A 23,404-nucleotide genomic window follows, 5' to 3' on the forward strand; every position below is an offset into this window, starting at 1 on the left:
CGCACCGCATGTTCCTCTCCGCTCGTTCCCCGCTCCTGGTCGCCGCCGGCGTCGTTCCGGTGGTGCTGCTCTCGCTCGCGGGCATCGACGCGTGGCTTGCCGCGGCCGGCTGGCTCGGGCTGTGTCTCGTCGTGATCGCTGCCGACGTCGCACTCGCCGCCGACCCGCGCCGCGTCGAGATCACCCGCGACGTGCCCCGGCGGGTGCGCCGCGGCGAGCCGGCACGGGCGAGCGTCACCGTGCGGAACACCGGAACGCGTCTGCTGCGCGGGCGCGTGCGCGATGCATGGCAGCCCACGGCGGGAGCCGATCCGTCGCGACCCCGCGTCCTCATCCCCCCGGGCGAGGCGCGCACGGTCGGCGTCGCCCTCCTCCCCCGACGTCGCGGCGAGCTGTCCAGCGAGTTCGTGGTCGTGCGCTCGCTCGGGCCCCTCGGCTTCGCGGGCCGGCAGGCGTCGATCCCCTCGCGTGGCGCCGTGCGCGTCCTGCCCCCGTTCACCTCGCGGCGCCACCTCCCTTCCCGGCTCGCCAGGCTGCGAGAGCTCGACGGCAACACCAGCCTGCAGGTGCGGGGGCAGGGCACCGAGTTCGACAGCCTGCGCGAGTACGTGCGGGGCGACGACGTGCGCTCCATCGATTGGCGGGCCACCGCCCGCTCGGCCACCACGATGCTGCGAACCTGGCGTCCCGAGCGGGACCGGCATGTCGTGATCGTCATCGACACCGGCCGGACGGCCGCCGCGCGCGTCGGCGACGGGGTGAGACTGGATGCCGCGATGGAGGCGGCGCTGCTGCTGGCGGCACTGGCCTCTCGCGCCGGCGACCACACCCACCTGCTCATGTTCGACCGCGTCGTGCGCGCCCGGGTCACGCGCGTGGACGGGCCCGGCCTCCTCCCCGCGCTGGTCGACGCGATGGCGCCCGTCGAAGCCCAGCTGATCGACACCGACTGGACTGCGGGGTTCGCCGCCGCACGCGCCCTGACATCGCGACCCTCGCTCGTGGTGCTGCTCACGGCCCAGGACGCACCCGACGCCGCCCGGAGTTTCCTCGGGTCCCTCCCCTCGCTGGCTGCGCGGACCCGCGTCCTCGTCGGCACGGTCACCGACGAGACGCCCGAGCTCCCCGACCGGCCCGAAGCCGAGGACGTCTATCGCGCCGCCGCCTACGCACGCAGCGCCCGCGACGCCGACGCGGTCGCCCGCGCCATCGGTCGCGCCGGAGGCGAGGCGATCGCCGCCGGTCCGGACGACCTGCCACCGCGCATCGCGGACCGCTACCTGGCGCTCAAGGCGGCCGGGCGTCTGTGAACCCCCTCCCGCGCCGCGCGGACACGCCGGCCCCCGGGTCGTGATCCTGCGCGCGGACCCCGAGCGGCGATATCCTCACCGCGAGAGAAGGAGCTCGCCATGCCCTCGTCCAAAACCCCGCGCGACACCGTCGCCTCCGCCCCCGCCTACACCACCACCGAACGCCTCGTCGCTGAAGCGCTCGGCACCTTCCTGCTCGTCTTCGGCTCGATCGGCACGGCGCTGTTCGCCGCCGACTTCGGCGCGAGCGACGCCGGCACGTCTCTGGGCGTCGGCTTCGTCGGCGTCGCCCTCGCCTTCGGTCTCACCCTCTTGGCCGGCATCTACACGTGGGGCCCGATCTCGGGCGGCCATTTCAACCCCGCCGTCACGGTGGGCCTCGCCGCGTCCGGGCGCTTCGCGTGGAAGGACGCACCGGGCTACATCGCCGCCCAGCTCGTCGGTGGCGCGGTCGGAACGACGCTGATCGTGCTCATCGGCATCTTCGGCCCCGGAACCTGGCTGAGCGATGCGCAGAACGCCGGCTTCGCAAGCAACGGCTGGGACGAGCTGTCGCCGGGCGGCTTCGGATTCGGCGCCGCGGTCATCGCAGAGATCCTCTTCACGGCGATCTTCCTCATGGTGATCCTGGGCGTCACCCATCCCCAGCGCGGTACCGCGGGCTTCGCGGGGATCTCGATCGGGCTCACACTGACGTTCATCCACCTGGCCTCGATTCCCATCGACAACACCTCGGTCAACCCCGCACGCTCGATCGCCACGGCGATCTACGGCGGGGGCATGGCGCTGGGGCAGCTGTGGGTGTTCATCGTGTTCCCGCTCGTGGGCGGTCTGCTCGGTGGCCTCATCCACCGCGCCCTGTTCGAGCGCGGCGGCGTGGCCCCGGCTCCGAAGGTCGCGCGCGTGCGCTGAACCGCCGTCGCGACGGCAGAAGGCCCGCCCCCGGACGGGGACGGGCCTTCTGCCGTGTCGTCAGACGAGATCGAAGCGGTCCAGCTCCGTGACCTTGCCCCACGCCGCGGCGAAGTCGCGCACGAACTTCTCCCGGGCATCGTCCGCCGCGTACACCTCGGCGAGGGCGCGCAGTTCGGAGTTCGACCCGAACAGCAGATCGACGCGGGTGCCGACGCCGACCCGCTCGCCCGAGCCGTCCTTGGTGCCGAGGAAGGCGTGCGAACCCGGGTCGACCGGCTTCCAGGTGGTGCCGAGGTCGAGCAGGTTCACGAAGAAGTCGTTCGTCAGCACGCCCTTCCGGTCGGTGAACACCCCGTGGTCCGACTCGTCCCAGTTCGCACCGAGCACCCGCAGGCCTCCCACGAGCACCGTCATCTCGGGCGCGCTGAGGGTCAGCAGGTTCGCCTTATCGATGAGGTGGTGCTCCTGGGGCAGCGTGGCGTCCGGTCCGTAGTAGTTCCGGAAGCCGTCCGCGACCGGCTCGAGGTACGAGAACGACAGCTCGTCGGTCTGCTCCTGCGTGGCGTCGGTGCGCCCGGGGTGGAAGACCACCTCGACGTCGTGACCGGCATCCTTCGCCGCCTTCTCGACCGCGGCGTTGCCGGCGAGCACGATGAGATCGGCCAGCGACACCTTCTTGCCGTCCGCGCGTCCCTCGTTGAACTCGGCCTGGATCTTCTCGAGCTCTGCGAGGACGGTCGCCAGACGTGCGGGGTTGTTGGCCTGCCAGTCCTTCTGCGGCGCCAGGCGGATACGCGCGCCGTTGACTCCGCCGCGCTTGTCGCTGCCGCGGAAAGAGGATGCCGCGGCCCACGTGGTGGCCACCAGCTGCGACACCGTGAGACCGCTGTCGAGGACCCGGGCCTTCAGCGCTGCGGCATCCGCGGGGTCGATGAGGTCGTGGTCGACAGCCGGCACGGGATCCTGCCAGATGAGCTCCTCGGCCGGTACCTCGGGCCCGAGGTACCGATCGATCGGTCCCATGTCGCGGTGGGTCAGCTTGAACCATGCCCGGGCGAACGCGTCGCCGAAGGCCACCGGGTCGTCCTTGAAGCGGCGCGAGACCCGGTCGTAGTCGGGATCGACGCGCAGGGCGAGGTCGCTCGTGAGCATGCGGGGCTCGCGACGGCCGTCGGAGTGGGCCAGCGGCACCATGTCGGCGCCCGCGCCGTTGACCGGCCGCCACTGGTGGCCGCCGCCCGGGCTGCGCATGAGCTCCCACTCGTAGGCGTAGAGGATGTGGAAGTACTCGTTGTCCCAGCGGGTGGGGTGGTAGGTCCACGTGACCTCGAGCCCGGAGGTGATGGTGTCGTCGCCCTTGCCCGTGCCGAAGTTGTTCTTCCAGCCGAGCCCCTGCATCTCGAGACCGGCGGCTTCGGGGTTGTTCTCGAGGTGGGTGTCGGGAGCGGCGCCGTGGGTCTTGCCGAAGGTGTGGCCGCCCGCGATGAGCGCGACCGTCTCTTCGTCGTTCATGCCCATGCGACCGAACGTCTCGCGGATGTCGCGTGCCGACGCGAGCGGGTCGGGGTTGCCGTTGGGTCCCTCGGGGTTGACGTAGATGAGACCCATCTGGACCGCCGCGAGCGGGCGCTCCAGCTCACGGTCGCCGGTGTAGCGCTCGTCGCCCAGCCACGTGGTCTCGGGGCCCCAGTACACGTCGTCGTCGGGCTCCCACACGTCGGGGCGCCCGCCGCCGAAGCCGAAGGTGTTGAACCCCATCGACTCCAGCGCGACGTTGCCCGCGAGGATCATGAGGTCCGCCCACGACAGGCTCTGGCCGTACTTCTTCTTCACCGGCCACAGCAGACGGCGGGCCTTGTCGAGACTGACGTTGTCGGGCCAGCTGTTGAGGGGCGCGAAGCGCTGCATGCCGGCTCCGCCGCCGCCCCGGCCGTCGGTCACGCGATAGGTGCCCGCACTGTGCCACGCCATCCGGATCATGAAGGGTCCGTAGTGGCCGAAGTCGGCCGGCCACCAGTCCTGCGAGTCGGTCATGAGCGACTCGATGTCGCGCTTGACCTCGGCCAGATCCAGGCTCTCGAAGGCGGCCTTGTAGTCGAAACCCTCTCCCAGGGGGTTGGAAACGGCCGGGTTCTTGGCCAGGACCTTCAGGTTGAGCTGGTTGGGCCACCACACGCGATTGGCCGACCCCACGGTCGGGTGCGGCTGCGGACCGGTCCAGGTGGCCGCCGCCGGGCGGGACTCGCCGTGGATGACGGGGCACGAGCCGGCGTCGTCGGGGTTGGACCGGGGGCGGTCCTCGCCGTCGAGACGCTCGTCGACAGGCGTGTCGATGTCGGTGACGGACTGGTCGATGCCGGTCGGGTTCTCACCGATCTCGGGCACGACGTTCTCTTTGTCGGTCATGGATGTCCTTCCATTCGGGCGGTCAGGGGTGGTTCAGGCGATGCGGGAGGGCTGGTCGACGGCGCACGCGGCGCAGACGCCCCAGAAGGTGACCTCGGCAGTGGCGACGCGGAAGCCGTGATCGTCGGACGGGGCCAGGCAGGGAGCCGCGCCGACGGCGCAGTCGACGTCCTCGACCCGGCCGCACGTCGTGCACACCAGGTGGTGATGGTTGTCGTCGACGCGCAGCTCGAAGAGACCCGGGCGGCCGGCGGGCTCGATGCGCCGGACGAGCCCCGCGTCGGCGAAGTCGGTGAGCGCGTTGTACACCGACTGCAGGCTCGTGGCGGGGAGCACCGACGCCACCCTGCGGTAGACGTCGTCCGCGCTCGCGTGGGGAGCCGCCGCGAGCGCATCGAGGACCGCGCGACGGGAGTCCGTCACCCGCAGCCCGGCGGACCGCAGCACCGCTGCGGTGTCGACCGCGTCGGCTGACGCGCGGGTGCGGGCGGGGCTGGTCACGCCGGCCAGTCTAGCCTTGTTTTGATCGGATCAAAACTACCCGGAGACGACCGTCGGCGTGCCGGCTTCGTACTCGGTCAGGTCTCCGGTCTCGCCCAGCCGGTGGGCTCGGCGACCGACCACCAGCATGTAGACGAGGAAGAGCGCGAGCGCGAGCGCGCCGATGCCGATCTTCACCGGCCACGGCCAGGGCTGGCCGGTGACGAACCCCTCGATCGCGCCCGCGACGGCGAGGACGAGCACGAGGCCGATCGCCACAGCCGCCAGCGCGCGGCCCTCCGTCGCGAGGGCCTCGCCGCGACGGCGTGGTCCCGGCGCCACCCACGCCCAGAAGATGTGGAGGCCGGCCGCAGCCGCGACGAAGATGCTCGTGAGCTCCAGCAGGCCGTGCGGGAGGATGTAGAGGACGAAGACGTCCCCGCGGTCGAACGCGAGCATGACAGCCGCCGCCGTCCCCACGCCGACGGCGTTCTGCACGAGGACCATGAGCGGCCAGATGCCCGTGATCCCGAACATCACGCACTGCGCCGCGATCCACGCGTTGTTCGTCCAGACCGTGCCGGCGAAGACGGCGGCCGGGTTCTCGCTGTAGTACTGCGTGAAGTCGTTCTCGGCGTACTGCTCGAGCTGCGCCTGCGGACCGAGGCTCGCCACGAGCGCGTCATCGCCCGAGATCCACATCGCCACGAGCACCAGCACCAGCAGGAAGCCGGCGGCGACCGCGCCGGTGGTCCACCGGATGCGGTACAGGGCGGCGGGGAGTTGCAGCGCGAAGAAGCGCGGGATCTGCCGCAGCACGTTCTCGGGCGCGCCGGTCAGCTGCAGCCGGGCCCGTCCGAGCATGGTGGAGACGTGATCACCATGGGGCGTCCGGCCGGCCGCGGTCTTCATGCCCGCCAGGTCCGCAGAGGCGGCTCGGTAGCGCGTCACGAGCTCGTCGACGTCGGATCCGCTCAGCCGTCGTGCACGGCTGAGGTCGTCCAGCCGCTGCCATTCCTCGCGCCGGGCGGCGGCGAGCGCGTCGAGATCCATTTGCTTTACTGTACCCATGCCCCGCCCCGCAGCACCCGTCGCGACGCCGGCGCGCGCGGTCGTCGAGATCCACCAGGACGAGGTCCTCACCGGCGAGGCGGTCGCCCTCGACGTCCAGCCACTCGGCTTCTTCCTGCGCGGGCTCGGCGCTCTCATCGACTTCGCCCTGGGGGTGGCGGCCCTCGTCCTCTTCGCCTACGTCGCCATCAACCTGGTGGCCGCCGGCCTGCTGGACGAAGCCGTCGCCCCCATCCTCACCATCGTCGTGCTCGTCCTCATCACGGTCGTCATCCCGACCGTGATCGAGACCGTGACGCGCGGGCGCAGCCTCGGGCGGCTCGCGGTCGGCGGCCGGATCGTCCGCGTCGACGGCGGAGCGGCCGGGTTCCGGCACGCCTTCATCCGCGCACTGGTGGGGGTTTTCGAGCTGTGGTTCACGCTGGGTGCGGTGGCCGCGCTCGTGGGCGCCTTCACCCCCCGCTCGCAGCGGCTGGGGGATCTCGTCGCCGGAACGTATTCAGAGCGCACGCGAACCCCGCGGCTGCCCGCACCCGCTCCGGGCGTTCCGGCGGCGCTGCACGCCTGGTCTCAGACGGCGGACGTCGCGCGGCTCCCCGACCCGCTCGCCCGTCGTCTCGCCCAGTTCACCGCCAGCGCGGAGCGGATGGAGCCCTCGGCACGCATCCGGCTCGCGGCGTCGCTGGCCCGCGAGGCGTCGGACTTCGTCTCGCCGACCCCGGCCTCGGACCCCGAGACCTTCGTGCGCGCGGTCGTCGCCGTCCGGCGTGACCGAGAACTGCAGGCGCTCACGCTCGAAGAGCAGCGCGTCGCAGCCCTCGTCGGTGCGCGCGCCGATCGGCGCCGAGGCTTCCCGGAGCGCTGACCAGAAGGATCAGTAGCGGTAGTGGTCCAGCTTGTACGGGCCTTCGACCGGCACACCGAGGTATCCCGCCTGCTCGTCGGTCAGCGTCGTCAGCTCCACACCGAGCGCACCCAGGTGCAGGCGAGCCACCTTCTCGTCCAGCGTCTTGGGCAGGGTGTAGACCCCGGTCGGGTACTCCGAGGTGCGGGTGAACAGTTCGATCTGTGCGAGGACCTGGTTCGAGAACGACGCACTCATGACGAACGAGGGGTGACCCGTGGCGTTGCCGAGATTCATCAGGCGACCCTCGCTGAGCACCAGGACGCTCCGCCCCGTGGGCAGCCGCCATTCGTGCACCTGCGGCTTGATCTCGATGCGCTCGGCACCCGGGATCGCCGCGAGCCCCGCCATGTCGATCTCATCGTCGAAGTGGCCGACGTTCGCCACGATCGCCAGGTGCTTGAGGCCGAGGAGGTGCTCCGCGGTGACGACGCGGGTGTTGCCGGTGCCGGTGATGACGATGTCGACGTCGCCGATCACCGACTCCAGCCGTGCGACCTGGAAACCATCCATCGCGGCCTGCAGAGCGCAGATGGGGTCGACCTCGCCGACGATCACACGGGCGCCCTGTCCGCGCAGCGCCTCGGCGGCGCCCTTGCCGACATCGCCGTAGCCTGCGACGAACGCGACCTTGCCGCCCATCAGCACGTCCGTGGCGCGGTTGATGCCGTCGGGAAGGGAGTGGCGGATGCCGTAGATGTTGTCGAACTTGGACTTCGTGACCGAGTCGTTGACGTTGATCGCCGGGAACAGCAGGCGTTCGGATGCCGCGAGCTCGTACAGGCGGTGGACACCGGTCGTGGTCTCTTCGGTGACGCCGATCAGGCCGTCCGCGATGCGCGTGAAGCGCTGCGGATCCCGGGCGAGGCTCTCGCGAAGGGTGTCCAGCACGATGCGGTACTCGGCCGAGGTGCTCGCGTCAGCCGCCGGCACCGCACCGTCCCGCTCGAACTCGACGCCGCGGTGGACCAGCAGTGTCGCGTCCCCGCCGTCGTCGAGGATGAGGTTGGGGCCGTCGAAGCCCTCGGCGGACCAGTCGAAGATGCGATCGGCCAGGCGCCAGTACTCCTCGAGCGTCTCGCCCTTCCACGCGAACACCGGGACTCCGGCGGGCGCATCGGGCGAGCCGTGGGGACCGACCACGACGGCGGCGGCCGCCTCGTCCTGCGTGGAGAAGATGTTGCAGCTCGCCCACCGCACCTGCGCACCGAGAGCGGTGAGGGTCTCGATGAGCACCGCGGTCTGCACCGTCATGTGCAGCGACCCCGCGATCCGCGCGCCGCGCAGCGGCTGGGTGGGGCCGTACTCCTCACGGAGGGCCATGAGTCCCGGCATCTCGTTCTCGGCGAGGCGGATCTGGTGACGCCCGACGGCGGCGAGGGTCAGGTCGGCGACCTCGTGGTCGAGCGTGCGCGGGCGTGCGTCGGCGGTATCGATCGGCATCCGGCCATTCTTCCACCTCAGCCCGGAGCGGGGCTCCCCGACGACTTCGGACGACTCGCGGGACGTCCTCAGGCGCGCATCGTCTCGTGCCGGACCACGACCCAGCCGCGCGGCACCGACAGGCGGTCGGTGTGGATCGCGCAGAGGTCGTGGGCGTGCGGGTCCGCCGCCCGGCCGAGCGGGCCGAGCGCAGCCATCTGGTCGCCGTAGTCGTACGTCAGGGTCGACACCGCCTCGCGGGCGCACCCGACCTTGGAGCAGAGTCTCTCGCGCATTGCCCCAACGCTACTCACCACCGGGTGATGCGCCGCGGTGCCGCGCCGAAGCGAGCGCCTAGGATGGGCCCATGGCGTGGCGTCGGACCAAGACCTCCCCGAGCGAGCCTGCGGCGGCGCGCCCGCCACGGCCGGGACGACACGGCCGCCACGGCCGCGAGGGCCGCAGTCCCGTCGTCCGGCCTCCGCTGCCGCCGCTGGAGACACGAATCGATCGCTTCGATCTCGCGGTCGGAACGGCGGCGGAGTTCCTGCGATCGGCGTGGCCCGAGCTGCGCGACGTGAGCTTCGAGATCGCCGACATGCCGCCCGGGACCGGCGCCGACGGCATCCCTCGGTGGACGGTCATGTCCGAGACCCGCCGGATCGTCCTGTATCGGCTGCCGATCGAGCGCCTGAGCCATCTGCACCGCAACGACGATCTGCACCGGCGCATGATGGTCGAGAGCTCGGTGTTCCGCGCAGCCGCCGAGTACCTCGACCGCGACCCCTGGGACCTCGGACCGGAGCGGTTCCGGTTCCTCTGAGCCGGCGGACTACGGATAGACCGTGATCGGGGGCGCCGCCGCGTCGGCGGGCCACACCGGGTAGCCGGCGAGCGCGCCGTCTTCGGCGAGCGAGACGCCCGCGCGGACACTCGCCTCTCCCGGGTCGAGGAGGTACAGGGCCTGCGTCCGCAGACGCACGGCGGCGCTCCCGCCGCCGGGCACGGCCACCTCGCGCGCGTCGCCGCCGATCCGCTCGAGGGTGACGACGATGTCCTCGTCCGAGAGGTTGCTGAGCACCAACGAGGCGGGCGCACCCGCGGGCACGGCGAACAGGCTGGGAGACGCGACCGCCGGGGCGGGCGCGTACCACGCGAAGTCGTCCCCGGCGTCGAAGCCGGTGACCTGCCACGCGCCCGACACGACCGGCGCATCGGCCTCGATCCGCACGGTGTAGAGCCCCTCCGGCAGATCGCCCAGTGCAACCTCGGTGGGGACGCCCGCCGTGAGCGGGACGTCCTGCGCCGAGTGCGCGGCGACGGTCTCCCCCACCGCGGTCACGGTGACGGCGGCGACGGCGTCGCGGGAGGGCGAGACGACGCGCACCACTCCGGCGGCGTCCGTCCCGGCTTCGGAGGCGGCGGTCACGCGCAGGCCCTCGACGACCTGCACGGTCTCGGGCCCGACCACCGGGCCCACCTGGTCGGCACCCCCGGGCTCGAGCACCCGCGTGATGCTGGCCTGCAGGGACGCCTGCACCGGCGCACCTGCGGCTGTCACCCGCAGCACGGGCCTCTCCTCGCCGAGCGCCAGGCCCGAGAGCGGGATCACCCTCTGGGTGCCGGGCGCGACCACGACCGCCTCGCCCCCGGCCGGCACCGCGGCGCCCTCGGCGCCGTAGACGGTGATCTGCACGGTCGCAGCCACCGAACCGGGGTTGGCGAGGACGACCAGATCCGCCGCCCCGGTCGCCCCCGACCCGCCCACCAGCCATGACTCCAGCAGCGGCGGGCGGCACGCCGACGCGGCATAGCCGGCGATGTCGTCGGCGCGCACGCTCGACGAACCGGCGGCGGCGACGTCCGTGCGAGATCGCCCGTCCGGCGCAGCGGTGAGAGCCACGGGGCCCTCCCCTTCGTCGACGGATGCCGCCACGAGGCGCACCTCGTCGGGCTGCGGTGCCCCGTCAACGACCCCGGACACGACGCTCTGCTGCGTGGCCGAGGCGATGCCGGCGGCGTCTTCGAGATCGCGTCCGATGATCATGAGCCCACCGGTGCAGGCCAGGACCGACGCCGACGGCGCGGGCACGGCCGACACGCTGAGAGGCTCGCGCTCGAGGGTCGGCCAGGGCACCGAGATGGAGGTGACCGTCGCGATCACCGCGACCGCCGACACCACCGTGCCGGCCAGCATCCGGGTGCTCGTCGGCGCCCAGCGGAATCCGCGTCCCTCGCTCATCGGACCTCCCTCCAGTGCGGCCCGACGATGCGCGGCGTGCGCCGCGCCACCCGGCGCGTCGCGGCCGTCGGAACGGCGAGCAGCAGCGCGATCGCGACCACGGCGACCTGCAGCGTGGCGATGAGGCCGGCGACGTCGTGCACCCAACCGGGCACCGCCGGTCGCGGGGACAGGTCGTCGTCCACCCGCCACAGCGTCCCCTTGTCGGTGTCGCCCACCGAGTCCAGCTGTTCGCGCTGATCGAGCGCGTTGGCCGCCGTGATGCGCAGGGTCCGCGCGGCGTCGGACTCCGGGGTCGCGGCGGGCGCGAGCAGCACGAACCCGATGCCCGTCCGGGCGAGGTCCGCCACCACGTCGTCCGCGGCTGGGGTGAGGAGGTCCGCCGCTAGTTCGGCGACGGCGACATCGTCGGCGGTGGGCTCGGGCCGGGTCGATACCACCGTGGACTGCGCGCCGATCGTCTCGCTTCCGCCCCACACGACCTCGGCGGCGACCCCTCCCGCGTTCTGCGGCGTGAGGACGACGGTGCCGAGGTCCGGATCGTCCCGGCCCTCGGCGGCGACGTAGGCCGGCAGAGTACTCGCCGGCCCGTTGGTCAGCATCGCGGTGCCGCGCGTCATCGCCGTGAGCGACGGCACCGCCAGCACGACCATCGCGGCGCACAGGACGACGGCGGCGACGGTGCGGAGAGGCTCCAGCCGGGGGGCGAGGCCCGCGTCCAGCGCCACCAGCGCGCCGCCCATCGCACCCAGCCATGCCAGGCTGAGCCCGGCGCCCGGCCAGAGCGCGATCGACTCCGAGCCGGCCGCTGCCACGCTCACGCCCACCGCCGCGGTGGCCGTCGCCAGGCCCGTCGCGGTCACGATGAGAAGCACGATGCCCGCCGCCCACCGCTGGGTGACCGGTGCGACCACGGCCAGGAGCGCGAGCGGCGCGGCCAGCAGCGGCACCCACCACACCGGTCCGGCCGGCAGCAGCGTCGCCCACCCGCCGATGTCGGGAGTGGGGATGCCGGAGGTGAGCAGGGCACGGCCGGCGGAGTCGGGCCCGACCTGCGGACCGGGCCACGGCACACCGGGGTCGGCCAGGAGCGCCCACGGGGTGCCCCGGAAGAGGTGGTGCCACAGCAGCGGCGCCGCCATCACGAGGGTCGGGACGAGGGTCCACACCAGCCGGCTGACGCCGCGCCCGGCGCGGACGACGATCGCGATCACGATGGCGGCGAACCAGAGCACGATCATCGCGGGTGTCAAGGACGGCGAACACGCCAGAACCGCCGCCAGGAGGAGGGACGCCGCGCCGGCACCGGACCACGAGCGATGCGCCACGGACCCGGCGTAGAGGAGCCACGGAAGGAGGAGGTGCACGAGCACCCCGGTCACCCGACCGTCCACCAACGAGACCAGGAACGTCGGGGCCAGCGCCCAGACCGCGCCGCCCGTGATCCGCAGCAGCGACCGGTCGGTCACGCGCGTCGCGGCGAACCAGCCGCCGAGGGCGGCCAGCGGCAGGGCCAGCACCCACACGACGACGATGATGCGCGAGGGATCCCACGGCGTCAGGGTCCCGAGCACCGCCACGACAGCGGCGAACGGATCCGCGGGACCGACGGTGTCCAGCCCCAGCGCCCGTCTGCCGAACGACGCATCCGCCCACAGCTGGCCCACACCCGCGCGCAGCGGTGCGAGCGCACCGCCGCCCAGCACGGGCCACGCCAGAAGCGCGGTGAAAGCAGCGATCGAGGCCAGCAGCGCGGCCAGGACGAGCCACGCACCGCCGCCGGCGAAGAAGCGGAGCTCGCCGCGATGATGCCGCCCGCCGGCGTCGTCGTCGGTCTCATCGTCGAGGTGCTCCCGCTCCTCGGCACGGGTGACCCGCAGCGGAGCCAGCTGAGCCCACCCCGCGCGACGGCTTGACGAGATGCGCCGACGCGCACGGATCACGGCGAGAACCCTGACGGCCACGACGACCGCCGCCCCCCACTCCGGCATGATGAGGCTCGGCCGCTTCCGCAGCAGGTGCAGCACTGTTCGCCCCGCGGCCGCCGGGAGGATGGTCAGCCACATCAGCGGGACCGCCCACGCCGGCGCGTACACGAGGCGCCGGTGCAGTCGCGCCACCCGTGACGCATAGGCGATGCGGCGGCGGCGACCGGCGTGCAGCGGCGCAGGCAGGCCCGCGACGCCGTCCCCGGAGACGGCCACGAGTGCGGCGGGCGCCAGCACGACGCGGGCGCCGGCGAGCCGGGCACGCACCCCCAGGTCCAGACCTTCGTCCGCGCCGGAGAGCGCGGGGTCGAGGCCGCCGAGCGAGTGCCACGCATCCGCGCGGACAAGCAGACCTCGGACATCGGCGCCCAGCACGTCGTCTCGGCCGTCGTGCTGACCCTGATCGAACTCGCCGTCTGCGAGGCCGACGGTGCGGCCGTACCTGTTGGCCGACACCCCCAGCGAGACGATGACGGTGCGGTCGTCCCAGCGCACCAGCTTCGGAGCGGAGAAGGCGACCGACGGTGCCACTTCGAGGGCGCCCGCCAGGTGCCCCAGCGCTTCGGGCTCCGGGGCGGTGTCCTGAGCGAGCAGCCACACCGCATCCGCGGCGGGATCGACCTCGACACGGGCGGCGGCCGCCGCATAGGACGTCGAGGCCGGCGCGCGCACGATGGTCGCCGACGCGGAGGCCGCGACCTCGGCCACGCCGGGGTCGTCCCCGCACACCACGATCGTGAGCGCGTCGACCGGTCGCGTCTGGGTTCCGACGGCCGCGAGCGTGCGTCGGAGGTGGAACGCCGCGGGAGTGCGACCGTCGGGACGCACGACGACGAGGGCGTGTACTCGGGCGGGCATGACCAGGTCAGCCTAGGCGGAGCGCCGCGTCATCCTCGCGGCACGCGCCGGTGCGCGCCGGATCCCGCGAATCCTCAGCTCGCGCGCCGCTTGAGCTTCCGGCGCTCGCGCTCGGAGAGCCCGCCCCAGATGCCGAAGCGCTCGTCGTTCTGCAGCGCGTACTCCAGGCACTCGCCACGGACGTCGCACGTGCCGCAGACGCGCTTGGCGTCGCGGGTGGAGCCGCCCTTCTCCGGGAAGAACGCCTCCGGATCCGTCTGCGCGCACAGCGCATCGGTCTGCCATGCGAGAGGATTGTCGTCCTCCCCGTCGACCGGGCGACGGACGCCCGGGACCCCCAACTGAACTGGATCGACGAACCAATTGTCGGGAACGCCGGAACGGTATTGCGAAGCCGTCATCTCGTCCTCCCCCTGTGTTCCCCCCACCACGCCGGTCCGCGTGTAGGAGTAATTACACCCGTGTAGTTCCCCGCGGTCAAGTCGCAGATACTAAAACCTCAAGCCCGCGTTTAACCTTCACGACTCGCCGTCGGCGTGTCGCAACCGGATAACGGTCCCCTGCCCGCACCGGTCGACACGGCATCCATCGATCGCGTGCGCGCGACCGGAGTAGCCTGTGTGTCGATGGCCGTCCAGACGAAGCACCCGGTGTCGGCCCCGCCGGCTCCCCCGGTCCGAGAGAAGACGGGACACCTGCTGCTGCGGGGCTGGTGCATCTTCGTGCTGTTCAGCGCTTTCGCCGGGGCGGGGTGGGTCCACGCATTCGGCGAGGTCGGCGGCGGGATCGTGGCCCTCGGCGGCGGCGCGGTGTCGCTCGTGCTGTGGAGCGTGATCCGCCCCCCGATCCACTGGCAGCGCCTGCCGTGGATCGCCCTCGGCTATGTGGCGTGGGCCACCGCTTCGCTGCTGTGGTCGGCATGGCCGTCGGCCACCGCCCTCACCCTCGCGCTGCTGTACGTGACGACGCTCCAGGGACTGTTCGTCGCCGGCGTCCTGACGTGGCGCGAGCTCGTGCGGGCCATCGCCTCGGCGCTCAAGTGGGCGCTGGGCCTCTCGCTCGTCTTCGAGCTGTGGGTCGCCCTGCTGGTGGGGGTGCCGGTGCTGCCGGGATTCGTGCCCCGCACCGAGCCGGTCGACCCGATCCTTTACTGGTCGCGCAGCAATCTGCTCGACGGCGGGCGCATCCAGGGGATCATGGGCAACGCCAACCTGCTCGCGCCCGTCGCGCTGCTGGCGATCATCGTCTTCGCGATCCGCTACGCCGCACGGGCACCGCGGCGCACCCTCCTGCTCGGCTGGATCGCACTGTCGGGGTACCTCTTCATCCGCGCCGCCTCGGCGACGGCGTTCCTCGCGGCGTTGGCGGTAGCCGTCGTGCTCGTCACCGTCCTGCTCATGCGCACCGCCCGCAGACCGGGCGAGCGGACGCGGTACTACCTCGCGTACGCGGCCGTGGGCGTCGGCGGTGGGGCAGCGCTGTGGTTCGGGCGCGAGGCCCTCTTCGCCGCCGTGGGGCGCAGCTCCGACCTCACCGGACGCGAAGACATCTGGCGGGACGTCCTCGCCCGCGCAGCCGAGCGCCCCGTCGCCGGCTGGGGGTTCAGCACCCCGTGGCTGCCGTGGGTGCCCGAGTTCGACGGGTGGATCGTCGACCACGGCGAGACCGTCCTGCAGGCGCACAACGTGTGGGTGGACGTGTACCTGCAGCTCGGAGTCATCGGCGTCGCCCTTCTGGTGCTCACCTATGCGGCCTACATCTGGCGCTCGTGGTTCTTCGCCGTCGACCGCCCGCGGTGGGACCTCCGCGACGACCGGCCGTTCTCGCCGCTCAGCCTGCTGCCGACGCTCGTGGGCGCCGTCCTGCTCGTGCAGGGCTTCGCCGAGTCGACGCCGCTGCTGCTGTGGGGCTGGATGCTGGTGGTGATGCTCGGAGGCAAGATCAAGCAGTCGCCGCACATCGGCGTCGGCCCGGCCGAGCAGAGCGCGGCGATCGAGCGGGGCGAGCCGGCGAGTCCGCTCCCGTGACCTCGACCGCGCATCGCGAGCCGGGCCGGCTCGCCGCAGTGCTGGCCTCCGCGGCGTTCGCGCGTGCGTACACGAGCGTCGTGCTCGGCGCGATCTTCGGCTCGTACGCCATCGAGCGCCTCACCAGCCACATCACCTACATCACGATCGTCGTGGGCCTGTGCGTCATCGGCGCGGGGGTGCTGGGCGCGCGCCGCGAGGAGATCTCCCTCATCAGGCTGGTGCCGACCACGCTCGTCGTCTTCCTCGGGTGGACGCTGTCGAGCGTGTTCTGGAGCACCGATCGCGGGCTGTCGTTCACCAGCTGGATCTCCACAGCGGGGATCGCCTTCCTGGCCATCGTGCTCGGCCATGTGCGCGACACCCTGCAGACGGCCCGCGCCCTCGGCGATGTGCTGCGCGTGCTGCTGTCGGTGTCGCTGGGGATCGAGATCCTGTCGGGCGTGCTGCTGGACATGCCGTTCCGCTTCCTCGGCGTGCGAGGCGACATCGCGCAGCTGGGACCGATCCAGGGGATCTTCGGCACCCGCAATCTGCTCGGCTTCGTCGCGGTGCTCGCCCTCATCACGTTCCTCATCGAGTACCGCACGCAGTCGGTGCGGGTCGGCACCTCGGTGGCCTCGGTCGCCCTCGCCGGCTCGCTCGCCGCGCTCAGCGACTCACCCACGGTCCTCGTGCTCGCCGTCGGCGTCGGTGCGGCCACGGGGGCGCTGGCGCTCGTGCGGCACACGTCCGCGTCGGGTCGCACCACCCTCCAGTGGGCGCTGGCCGTCCTGGTTGTGCTCTCGATCATCGTCGGCTATGTCGCCCGGCATCCGATCATCGCCTTCATCAACGCGGGGCAGGATTTCTCGCTGCGGGTGGACCTCTGGAACGCGATCGTCGACTTCGTGCGCGCCCGACCCGTGCAGGGATGGGGCTGGTTCGGGCCGTGGGTCGCGGACGAACTGCCGTTCAACGTGATCAACTTCCGGCTGGACAGCACCCACGCGACGGCGCTGAACGCGTACTTCGACGTCCTGCTGCAGGTCGGGTGGGTGGGCCTCCTCGCCTTCGGCGCGTTCGCCGGCGTCGCGCTGGTGCGCTCGTGGCTCGATGCCGGCGAGCGCCACAGCGTCGTCTACGCGTGGACGCCGCTCATGCTGATCGCCATCCTCATCGACGCCTTCTTCGAGAGCTTCGCTCTGGCAGGTCTCGGCTGGCTGATGCTGGTGCTGTGCGCCGTGCGTGCGGGCCAGTCCTCGCGCGCCTGGCGGGAGAGGCTGGACCGCCGGCCGCCCTCGTCGGGGCTGCTGTAGGGCTCCCGGGGGTCGTCCAACCTGTCGCGCTAGGATGCACTCTTGGTCGCGCCCGGCCCATTCCGCTGAACCCCGGAGCTGTTTTGACTCACGTTCTCCAGAAAGTCGTCCTCCCCCAGGAGCGCGACCCGGACCTCCTCCCCCTCTACGTCGACCCCGAGACGTGGTCGATCATCGACGAGGAGCACGTCCGCGTCTCGAACCGCGCACACATCGGCAACGTCCTCGGTCGCCACCGCTCGCGCATCCAGCCGGGTCGTCGGGTGTCGTTCGGCACGTACTTCAACGCCTTCCCCGCGTCGTACTGGCAGCACTGGACCTCGGTCCGTGAGATCCAGCTGACCGTGCGCACCTCGGGACCGGCGACGATCCTGGTCTACCGCTCCAACGGCGGCGGCACCCCGCAGCGCATGGACACGCGGGAGGTGACGGGGCAGTCGAGCACGACCTTCGATCTGACCCTCACGCAGTACAGCGACGGCGGGTGGATGTGGTTCGACATCGTCTCGGACGACGAGGTGGCCATCTTCGAGGGCGCCGAGTGGACGACGGAGGAGGAGCCCGCGCGCCACGGCAAGGCGTCGGTCGGGATCACCACGTTCAACAAGCCGGACTACTGCATCGCGACGCTGCAGGCCATCGCCGCCAACCCCGACGTCGTGGAACTTCTCGACCGCATCTTCGTGGTCGACCAGGGCACGCAGCGAGTCGACGCCGAGGCGCAGTACCCCGAGGTCGCGTCAGCGCTCGGCGAGACGCTGCAGATCATCACCCAGCCGAACCTCGGCGGGTCGGGAGGTTTCGCCCGGGCCATGCTCGAGACCCTCGACAGGCCGGAGAGCGACTTCGTCCAGCTGCTCGACGACGACGTGCTCATCGAGCCGGAGTCGCTGCGTCGTTCTGTCGTCTTCGGCCGCTTCACGACGGATCCCACCCTGGTGGGCGGGCACATGTTCGACCTTCTCGACCGGCCGAAGCTGCACGCCTGGGCCGAGGTCGTCGACGACAAGCCCTTCATGTGGCGGAACCTCTTCCAGGAGAAGATGCCGCACTACTTCGGCGAGACGAACCTTCGCCAGACCGGCATCCTCCACATGCGCATGGACGCCGACTACAACGGCTGGTGGATGTGCCTCATCCCGAAGCAGGTCATCCGAGAGATCGGACTCTCGCTGCCGGCCTTCATCAAGTGGGACGACGCGGAGTTCTGCGTGCGCGCCGGCAAGGCCGGGTATCCCACGGTATCCATGCCGGGCGTCGCCCTGTGGCACGTGTCGTGGCTGGGCAAGGACGACGCCATCGACTGGCAGGCCTATTTCCACGGCCGCAACCGTCTCGTGGCCGCTCTGCTGCACTCGACGCAGAAGCACGGCGGCACGCTCATCCGTCACAGCCGTCGCATCGACATCAAGCACCTGCTGATGATGCAGTACTACCCCGTGGCGCTGCGCAATCGCGCGCTCCGCGACGTGCTGCGCGGTCCCGAGCACATGACGAAGAACCTCGCGACCGCCATGCCCGCCGCCCGGGCGCTGGCCAAGAAGTTCCCCGAGACCGTCGTGCACAAGGACGTCGACAAGATCCTGCGCGCCCGCAAGGGCCGCCAGACCTTCGGGCGGCTGAAGCGGAACGTCTTCGACAGCCCCACGGGCTTCTGGCTGCGCTGGTTCACCGCGACGACGCTCGTCACCCATTGGTTCCACGCCCCCAAGCCGGAGAACGTCGAGATGCCCGAGGTCGAGTTCGGCAAGGGCGACGCGAACTGGTGGCGCCTGCCGCTGCACGACAGCGCGCTCGTGAGCGCGGCGGACGGATCGGGCAAGAACATCTACGTCCGCAATCGCGCCTTCTTCCGGCGCGCGATCGTGGAGTCGGTGTTGCTGCACTGGCAGCTGCAGTGGTCGTGGCCGCGCCTGGCGAAGCGCTACCGCGCGCACCTGGGCGACATGACCTCGCCGGAGTCGTGGGCGCGCATCTTCGGCGAGAGCGGCCGCTGACGATGGCGGATGCCGCGGATCGCCGCGACTTCGACCCGGCCACGGCGACGATCGCGATCGTCACCTTCAACCGCTCCCACCTGCTCGCCCGGCTGCTGACGAGTCTGACCCGGATGGATCCGCAACCCGGCCACGTCGTCGTGATCGACAACGCCTCCACCGACGACACCACCGAGGTGGTGGAGTCTTTCCGGGCGCGTCTCACGGCGGACCTGGTCTACCGGCGCCTCGACACCAACACCGGCGGCTCCGGCGGGTTCAGCGAGGGCATGCGCGTGGCCTACGAGCTCGGCTCGGAGTGGATCTGGCTCATGGACGACGACGTCGAGGTCATTCCCGATGGGCTGGCGAAGATGGGTCGGTGGGCCCCGCGCTTCCAGAGCATCCAGGGTCGTCGCTACGACTACGACGGCAGCGAGTTCTACTGGCAGTACCGCATCGCCGAGCGGATGGGCATTCCGATTCCCTTCGCCCCGGCCGGCTTCGACGAATCCGGATTCAAGCCGATGAATTCCGGATGCTTCGAGGGCATGTTCATCCATCGCGACATCGTCCGGCAGATCGGACTCCCCGACCCCCGCTTCTTCATCTACTGGGACGACCAGCTGTACGGCTGGCTGGCCTCACGCCGGACCACGTCGGTGATCGTGGACGAGTTCGTCCTCCGCCGCACGCGCGAGATCAAGCAGTGGGACATGGGGGTGCGCCACATGAACGCCTCGAGCAACGCGTACCGCTACTACATCATGCGCAACCGCGCGATCATCAAGCAGTACTACCGCGCCCTGGGCGTCTACAGCCCGGTGCTGTTCGGTCTCGGCACCGCGCTCACCTTCGCCAAGGAGCTCGTCAGGCTGCTGTTCGTGGAGCGGACCGTCCGCGGCACCTCGAACCTGTTCCGGGGTCTGCGTGACGGCCGTGCGATCGCCCGCGACCGCTCCTGGCGGCCGATGCCCGCGCTCGACTGACCGCGGGGGCGCGGCTCAGGTCGGCCACCCGCTCCGGGCATCCGCCACGAGCCGGTCGGCCATCTCGCCGACGCGGCGGTCGACCGTCGCGATGACCCCTTCACGGTCGGTGGTCAGCCGCGCCGCGAGCGCCATGACCTCGTCGACGGCGTCGGCGTCCAGCATCCGTTCGATCGGCCGCGAGAGCTCGGGAAGACCGAGCTGCTCGTAGAAAAGTCGTCCCTTGTCGACGTAATACAGCACGAGGGCAGGCACGCGCGCGCATGCGGCGAGGATCGCCGAGTGCAGGCGTGAGGCGACGAAGTACTCGCACCGCCGGATCACCGCGGACAGCTCCGCAGGAGAGAAGTCGTCATCATCGAGCACGCGAGCACGCTGCGGCTCGCGCATGCGAGAGATGATGTCGTGGGCGAGGGCGTCGTCACCTTCGGATGCCGCCATGTGCATGGGGAAGAACACGATGTTCGCGTCTGTTTCCGCCGTGATTCGGTCCACCAGTTCGACCAGGTGATCGCGGTACGCCGTGAACTCGGTGGTGTCGGGGCTCTCGCCGCGCAGGGCGAAGGGCAGCCAACCGCCCTTGCGGTAATGGAACCACCGTCGGACGCCCATGCCCACTGCGCTGTCCAGGAAGCGCGGCTCGACCTGGAGGGAGGACTGAACGCGCTGCGCGAGTTCCTCCGTCCACTCCGCCACCGGCGCGAGGATCGCGGGATCGTACGACGGGGTGACCGGCACCCGAGCTCCCCACGCGCGCAGCTTCTCGGCTGACTCGTCATCGCGGACGACGAACCCGCGGGTGCGATTGATGGTGTACGCGATGATGCGTCGACTGCTCGGCGCTGCAGTCGGCCCGATGCCCTGGAACGCCCCGTAGAGCCGGCGGTTCACGAGCGAGACGCCGGTGATCTTGAGAGCCCAGTAGACCAGCCCGAGCCGGTTGGTGTAGTCCTTCAGGATCTCTCCGCCTCCCCACAGGACCACGTCTGCGGTGCGGGCATGTCGAAGCAGTCGCAGGTAGTCCATGGGACGGATGCTGTAAGGAGACTGCGGCAGGAAGCGGATGCCGAACCAGCGCTCGTCGCGCTCGTCGAACTGCGAGAGCGCGTGGATGTCTGCATCGGGCCACCGTCGGCGGACGACTTCGATGAGGCCGGCGAGGATCGCCCGGTCGCCCCGGTTCTTGGGGGAATCACTGTTCAGGATGAGCACGCGCATCGGGTTCTCCTACTCGGCTGAGGTGTCGGGTGCGCGGTGGCCACCCAGAAATGGATCCAGGAGGAACTGCGCCGTCTGTTCGGCGACGTGGTTCCAGTCGAAACGCTGCGCGGTGCGGCGCGCCGCGGTCGACATCGCCGCCCGGCGTTCCGCCGGCCACGACAACATGTCTTCGAGGGCACGGCCCAGAGCGGCTGCGTCGCCCGCCGGGCAGACGACGGCATCCACCCCGGAATCGACCACTTCGCCGGCGTTGCTCGCCTCACTGGCGATCGTCGGCACACCATAGGCGAGCGCTTCGAGGAGGGCGACGGGGAGCCCCTCGGCGTCTCCGTCGTCGGTGACGATCGAGGGCAGCACGCAGACGTCGGCCCGCCGATAGAGCTCGTCTTTGGCGGGCCCAGACCGGTAGCCCACGAAAGAAACCCTGTCCTGCAGGCCTAGGCGACGTGAACGCGCCTCGAGATCGGCACGCAGGGGTCCGTCCCCGGCGACCACCAGGTCCACGTCCGGCATCGAGGCCTGCACGGTCGCGAAGGCCTCCAAGAGAAACCTCACGCCCTTCTTCTCGGCGAGACGCCCCATGAAAAGCACTGTTCGCCGACCACGCGAGGCGCGACCGAGATCATCCGCGACCGTTCCGGTCGTCAGTTCCACGCCCATCGGGATGACCTGAGCTCGCTCGCGCACCCGCGCCCACCCCGCCTCGTCGAAAAAGGGCTTCATGCGGAGCATCGATGTCTCGCTGACGGCCGTGAAGCGGCCGGCTCGCCGGGTCACAGCCGACACCAACGCTCGCCCGAAGCCGCCGAATCGACCCCAGACGGCGACGTCGGACGCATGGGTGGTGAAGACGAGCGGGATGCGGGCCCGAGCGGCCACCGGGGCGGCGCACAGCGCCTGCGGCGTGAACCAGTGCGCGTAGACGATATCGGGGCGCTCCTGACGCACAATGCTCCGAATCGCACGATACTCCCCCCACAGCAACGCGGGCACGGCGAGGATCTGAAGGGGGTTGCTGCGGATGGCCGGCATGATCCCGTGGCCTGCGAGGGACTGCCAACGACGCGGCCGCAAATAGTGGAAGCGCCGTTCGGTGAACGCGTCGTGCTCGGTGCGGTCGGCGGTGACGCTGCGGCCGTCATGGGGGGCCAGGACTGTGAAGCGCCACTGCGGTCGTACCCGCGCCAGAGCGATCACCTGGTCGTACACGAAGCGGGGAACGGTGTCATCGGGGCCGGCAGGGAAGGTGGAGGCCACCACGAGAACGTGGGGCCCGGACGAAGCTGCGGTCATGGGGTTTCGGCTCCGATCGCGGCCGGGCGACGCCTCCCGCGGGAAAGCCAGGCGATCGCGTAGAACAGCAGGTCGACCACGATGCTCCATAGGCGCAACACGATCACGAGGACGAGGGCGACGGCACCGGGCATCACCACCGCCAGCAACAGGCCGAGCGTGCCTTCGCGCACTCCGAGCCCTCCGGGCGCGAAGACCGCCAGCATGCTCACGGCCGACGACAGGCTTGCAGCACCGATGACGAAGAGCGCGTCCGAGATCGGCAGGTCGGGGTAAACGGCCACCGCCACGAGGTAATAGCTGGCCCCCGTGATCAGGGCACCCCCGACATACAGCGCGGTCGCCTCGAGCATGGCACCCCACCCGGGGTACAGGCTGGCGTCGGGCGCTCCGCGGCGCAGCACTCGGAACGCGAGCGACAGCAGTCGGTGGAACACCGGCGGGATGAGCGCGATCACACCCGCGACCAGCGCGGCCACCATCGCCCATCTCACCCAGGGAGCGAGGGCTGCCGCACGCGCGTCGAGCATCACCAGTGCGATGCCCACGATCAACGTCGCCACGATCTGAAGCGCACCTTCGAGCACCCCGCTGACGGCGAGCTTGGAGCGGGGTACCCCATGCCGACCGGCGAAGTAGACCTTGCCGAGTATCCAGGTGGCAGCCCCGGGGACGTAGCGACCCAGCCATGATTTCGCGTAGATGTAGGTGAGCTCGATGTAGTGCCCGCGCAGCCCGCGACCGCCGAGGCGATACAGCAGGCGCAGCCAGATGAAGACACCCAGGTAACGGAAGAGGATGCTGAGCACGGTGGCCGCGATCAACGGCCACCACGAAAGGCTCAGGCCGTCGAGCGCCGCCCAGTCGATGGTGACGATCGCGACCACCAGGAAGACCCCGAGTAGGGCATAGAAGACGATCGGGATCGCCCGTCGCAGCAAGGTGCGACGCCGACGTTTCGCTTCGGGGGGCTGCTGGTCATCGCTCATCCGTCATTCCTCCCC

19 protein-coding genes are annotated in these 23,404 nt (G+C 71.0%); 8 read left to right on the plus strand and 11 right to left on the minus strand.

The window, feature by feature from the left end; translation table 11 throughout:
- The first annotated feature begins 8 nt into the window (after positions 1-8).
- Both NFR93_RS10850 and aqpZ read left to right on the plus strand, forming a co-directional pair.
- Entirely contained in the window at positions 9-1,310 is a 1,302-nt protein-coding gene (locus NFR93_RS10850; RefSeq protein ID WP_251453235.1) for a DUF58 domain-containing protein, read from the plus strand.
- Between the two features lie 99 nt (positions 1,311-1,409).
- Complete coding sequence (gene aqpZ, locus NFR93_RS10855) at positions 1,410-2,222, plus strand: aquaporin Z (RefSeq protein WP_251453236.1); 813 nt, start codon at positions 1,410-1,412, stop codon at positions 2,220-2,222.
- A gap of 60 nt (positions 2,223-2,282) precedes the next feature.
- On the opposite strand, the gene katG is transcribed toward aqpZ, so the two are convergent.
- From katG to NFR93_RS10870, 3 genes are read right to left on the minus strand one after another with little or no spacing between them, the layout of a single operon-like run.
- A complete protein-coding gene (katG, locus tag NFR93_RS10860; RefSeq protein ID WP_251453237.1) occupies positions 2,283-4,631 on the minus strand; it encodes a catalase/peroxidase HPI in 2,349 nt (782 codons plus the stop codon).
- A gap of 33 nt (positions 4,632-4,664) precedes the next feature.
- A complete protein-coding gene (locus NFR93_RS10865) occupies positions 4,665-5,141 on the minus strand; it encodes a Fur family transcriptional regulator (RefSeq protein WP_502846290.1) in 477 nt (158 codons plus the stop codon).
- Between the two features lie 27 nt (positions 5,142-5,168).
- Positions 5,169-6,164 carry a stage II sporulation protein M gene (locus NFR93_RS10870; RefSeq protein WP_251453238.1) on the minus strand — a complete coding sequence of 332 codons (996 nt, stop codon included), beginning with the start codon at positions 6,162-6,164 and terminating at the stop codon, positions 5,169-5,171.
- A gap of 16 nt (positions 6,165-6,180) precedes the next feature.
- Here NFR93_RS10870 and NFR93_RS10875 point away from each other — a divergent pair, with 16 nt between their 5' ends.
- The gene (locus NFR93_RS10875; protein ID WP_251453239.1) at positions 6,181-7,047 is read left to right on the plus strand and encodes an RDD family protein; all 867 of its coding nucleotides are present in this window, start codon (positions 6,181-6,183) and stop codon (positions 7,045-7,047) included.
- Between the two features lie 9 nt (positions 7,048-7,056).
- On the opposite strand, the gene ahcY is transcribed toward NFR93_RS10875, so the two are convergent.
- Together ahcY and NFR93_RS10885 are read right to left on the minus strand one after the other, a co-directional pair.
- The gene (gene ahcY, locus NFR93_RS10880) at positions 7,057-8,529 is read right to left on the minus strand and encodes an adenosylhomocysteinase (protein ID WP_251453240.1); all 1,473 of its coding nucleotides are present in this window, start codon (positions 8,527-8,529) and stop codon (positions 7,057-7,059) included.
- 68 nt (positions 8,530-8,597) lie between these two features.
- On the minus strand, positions 8,598-8,804 hold the full coding sequence (locus NFR93_RS10885) for a DUF3499 family protein (protein ID WP_251453241.1): 207 nt from the start codon (positions 8,802-8,804) through the stop codon (positions 8,598-8,600).
- Between the two features lie 71 nt (positions 8,805-8,875).
- Here NFR93_RS10885 and NFR93_RS10890 point away from each other — a divergent pair, with 71 nt between their 5' ends.
- Positions 8,876-9,331: a metallopeptidase family protein gene (locus NFR93_RS10890; RefSeq protein WP_251453242.1), complete on the plus strand. Its 456-nt coding sequence runs from the start codon at positions 8,876-8,878 to the stop codon at positions 9,329-9,331.
- A gap of 9 nt (positions 9,332-9,340) precedes the next feature.
- On the opposite strand, the gene NFR93_RS10895 is transcribed toward NFR93_RS10890, so the two are convergent.
- From NFR93_RS10895 to NFR93_RS15985, 3 genes are all read right to left on the minus strand, one after another.
- Complete coding sequence (locus NFR93_RS10895) at positions 9,341-10,750, minus strand: DUF5719 family protein (protein ID WP_251453243.1); 1,410 nt, start codon at positions 10,748-10,750, stop codon at positions 9,341-9,343.
- Entirely contained in the window at positions 10,747-13,596 is a 2,850-nt protein-coding gene (locus NFR93_RS10900; protein ID WP_251453244.1) for a glycosyltransferase, read from the minus strand. The genes NFR93_RS10895 and NFR93_RS10900 overlap by 4 nt, the downstream gene beginning before the upstream one ends.
- Before the next feature lie 74 nt (positions 13,597-13,670).
- Complete coding sequence (locus NFR93_RS15985; RefSeq protein ID WP_285814585.1) at positions 13,671-13,997, minus strand: WhiB family transcriptional regulator; 327 nt, start codon at positions 13,995-13,997, stop codon at positions 13,671-13,673.
- A 225-nt stretch (positions 13,998-14,222) separates the two neighbouring features.
- Between NFR93_RS15985 and NFR93_RS10910 the strand changes: the two genes are divergently transcribed.
- From NFR93_RS10910 to NFR93_RS10925, 4 genes are all read left to right on the plus strand, one after another.
- Complete coding sequence (locus NFR93_RS10910) at positions 14,223-15,623, plus strand: O-antigen ligase family protein (protein ID WP_251453245.1); 1,401 nt, start codon at positions 14,223-14,225, stop codon at positions 15,621-15,623.
- Entirely contained in the window at positions 15,620-16,921 is a 1,302-nt protein-coding gene (locus NFR93_RS10915; protein WP_251453246.1) for an O-antigen ligase family protein, read from the plus strand. Before NFR93_RS10910 ends, NFR93_RS10915 begins: the two co-directional genes overlap by 4 nt.
- Positions 16,922-17,004: 83 nt before the next feature.
- The gene (locus NFR93_RS10920; protein WP_251453247.1) at positions 17,005-18,918 is read left to right on the plus strand and encodes a glycosyltransferase; all 1,914 of its coding nucleotides are present in this window, start codon (positions 17,005-17,007) and stop codon (positions 18,916-18,918) included.
- 2 nt (positions 18,919-18,920) lie between these two features.
- Positions 18,921-19,886 carry a glycosyltransferase gene (locus tag NFR93_RS10925; RefSeq protein ID WP_251453248.1) on the plus strand — a complete coding sequence of 322 codons (966 nt, stop codon included), beginning with the start codon at positions 18,921-18,923 and terminating at the stop codon, positions 19,884-19,886.
- A 15-nt stretch (positions 19,887-19,901) separates the two neighbouring features.
- On the opposite strand, the gene NFR93_RS10930 is transcribed toward NFR93_RS10925, so the two are convergent.
- From NFR93_RS10930 to NFR93_RS10940, 3 genes are read right to left on the minus strand one after another with little or no spacing between them, the layout of a single operon-like run.
- Complete coding sequence (locus tag NFR93_RS10930) at positions 19,902-21,104, minus strand: polysaccharide pyruvyl transferase family protein (protein WP_251453249.1); 1,203 nt, start codon at positions 21,102-21,104, stop codon at positions 19,902-19,904.
- A gap of 9 nt (positions 21,105-21,113) precedes the next feature.
- Positions 21,114-22,400, minus strand: a complete 1,287-nt coding sequence (locus tag NFR93_RS10935) for a glycosyltransferase family 4 protein (RefSeq protein WP_251453250.1) — start codon at positions 22,398-22,400, stop codon at positions 21,114-21,116.
- Positions 22,397-23,389 carry a lysylphosphatidylglycerol synthase domain-containing protein gene (locus tag NFR93_RS10940; protein ID WP_251453251.1) on the minus strand — a complete coding sequence of 331 codons (993 nt, stop codon included), beginning with the start codon at positions 23,387-23,389 and terminating at the stop codon, positions 22,397-22,399. The genes NFR93_RS10935 and NFR93_RS10940 overlap by 4 nt, the downstream gene beginning before the upstream one ends.
- Between the last annotated feature and the right edge of the window lie 15 nt (positions 23,390-23,404).

Origin of the sequence: Microbacterium sp. Marseille-Q6648, assembly GCF_943181415.1 — a bacterium.
Classification (GTDB): Bacteria; Actinomycetota; Actinomycetes; order Actinomycetales; family Microbacteriaceae; genus Microbacterium.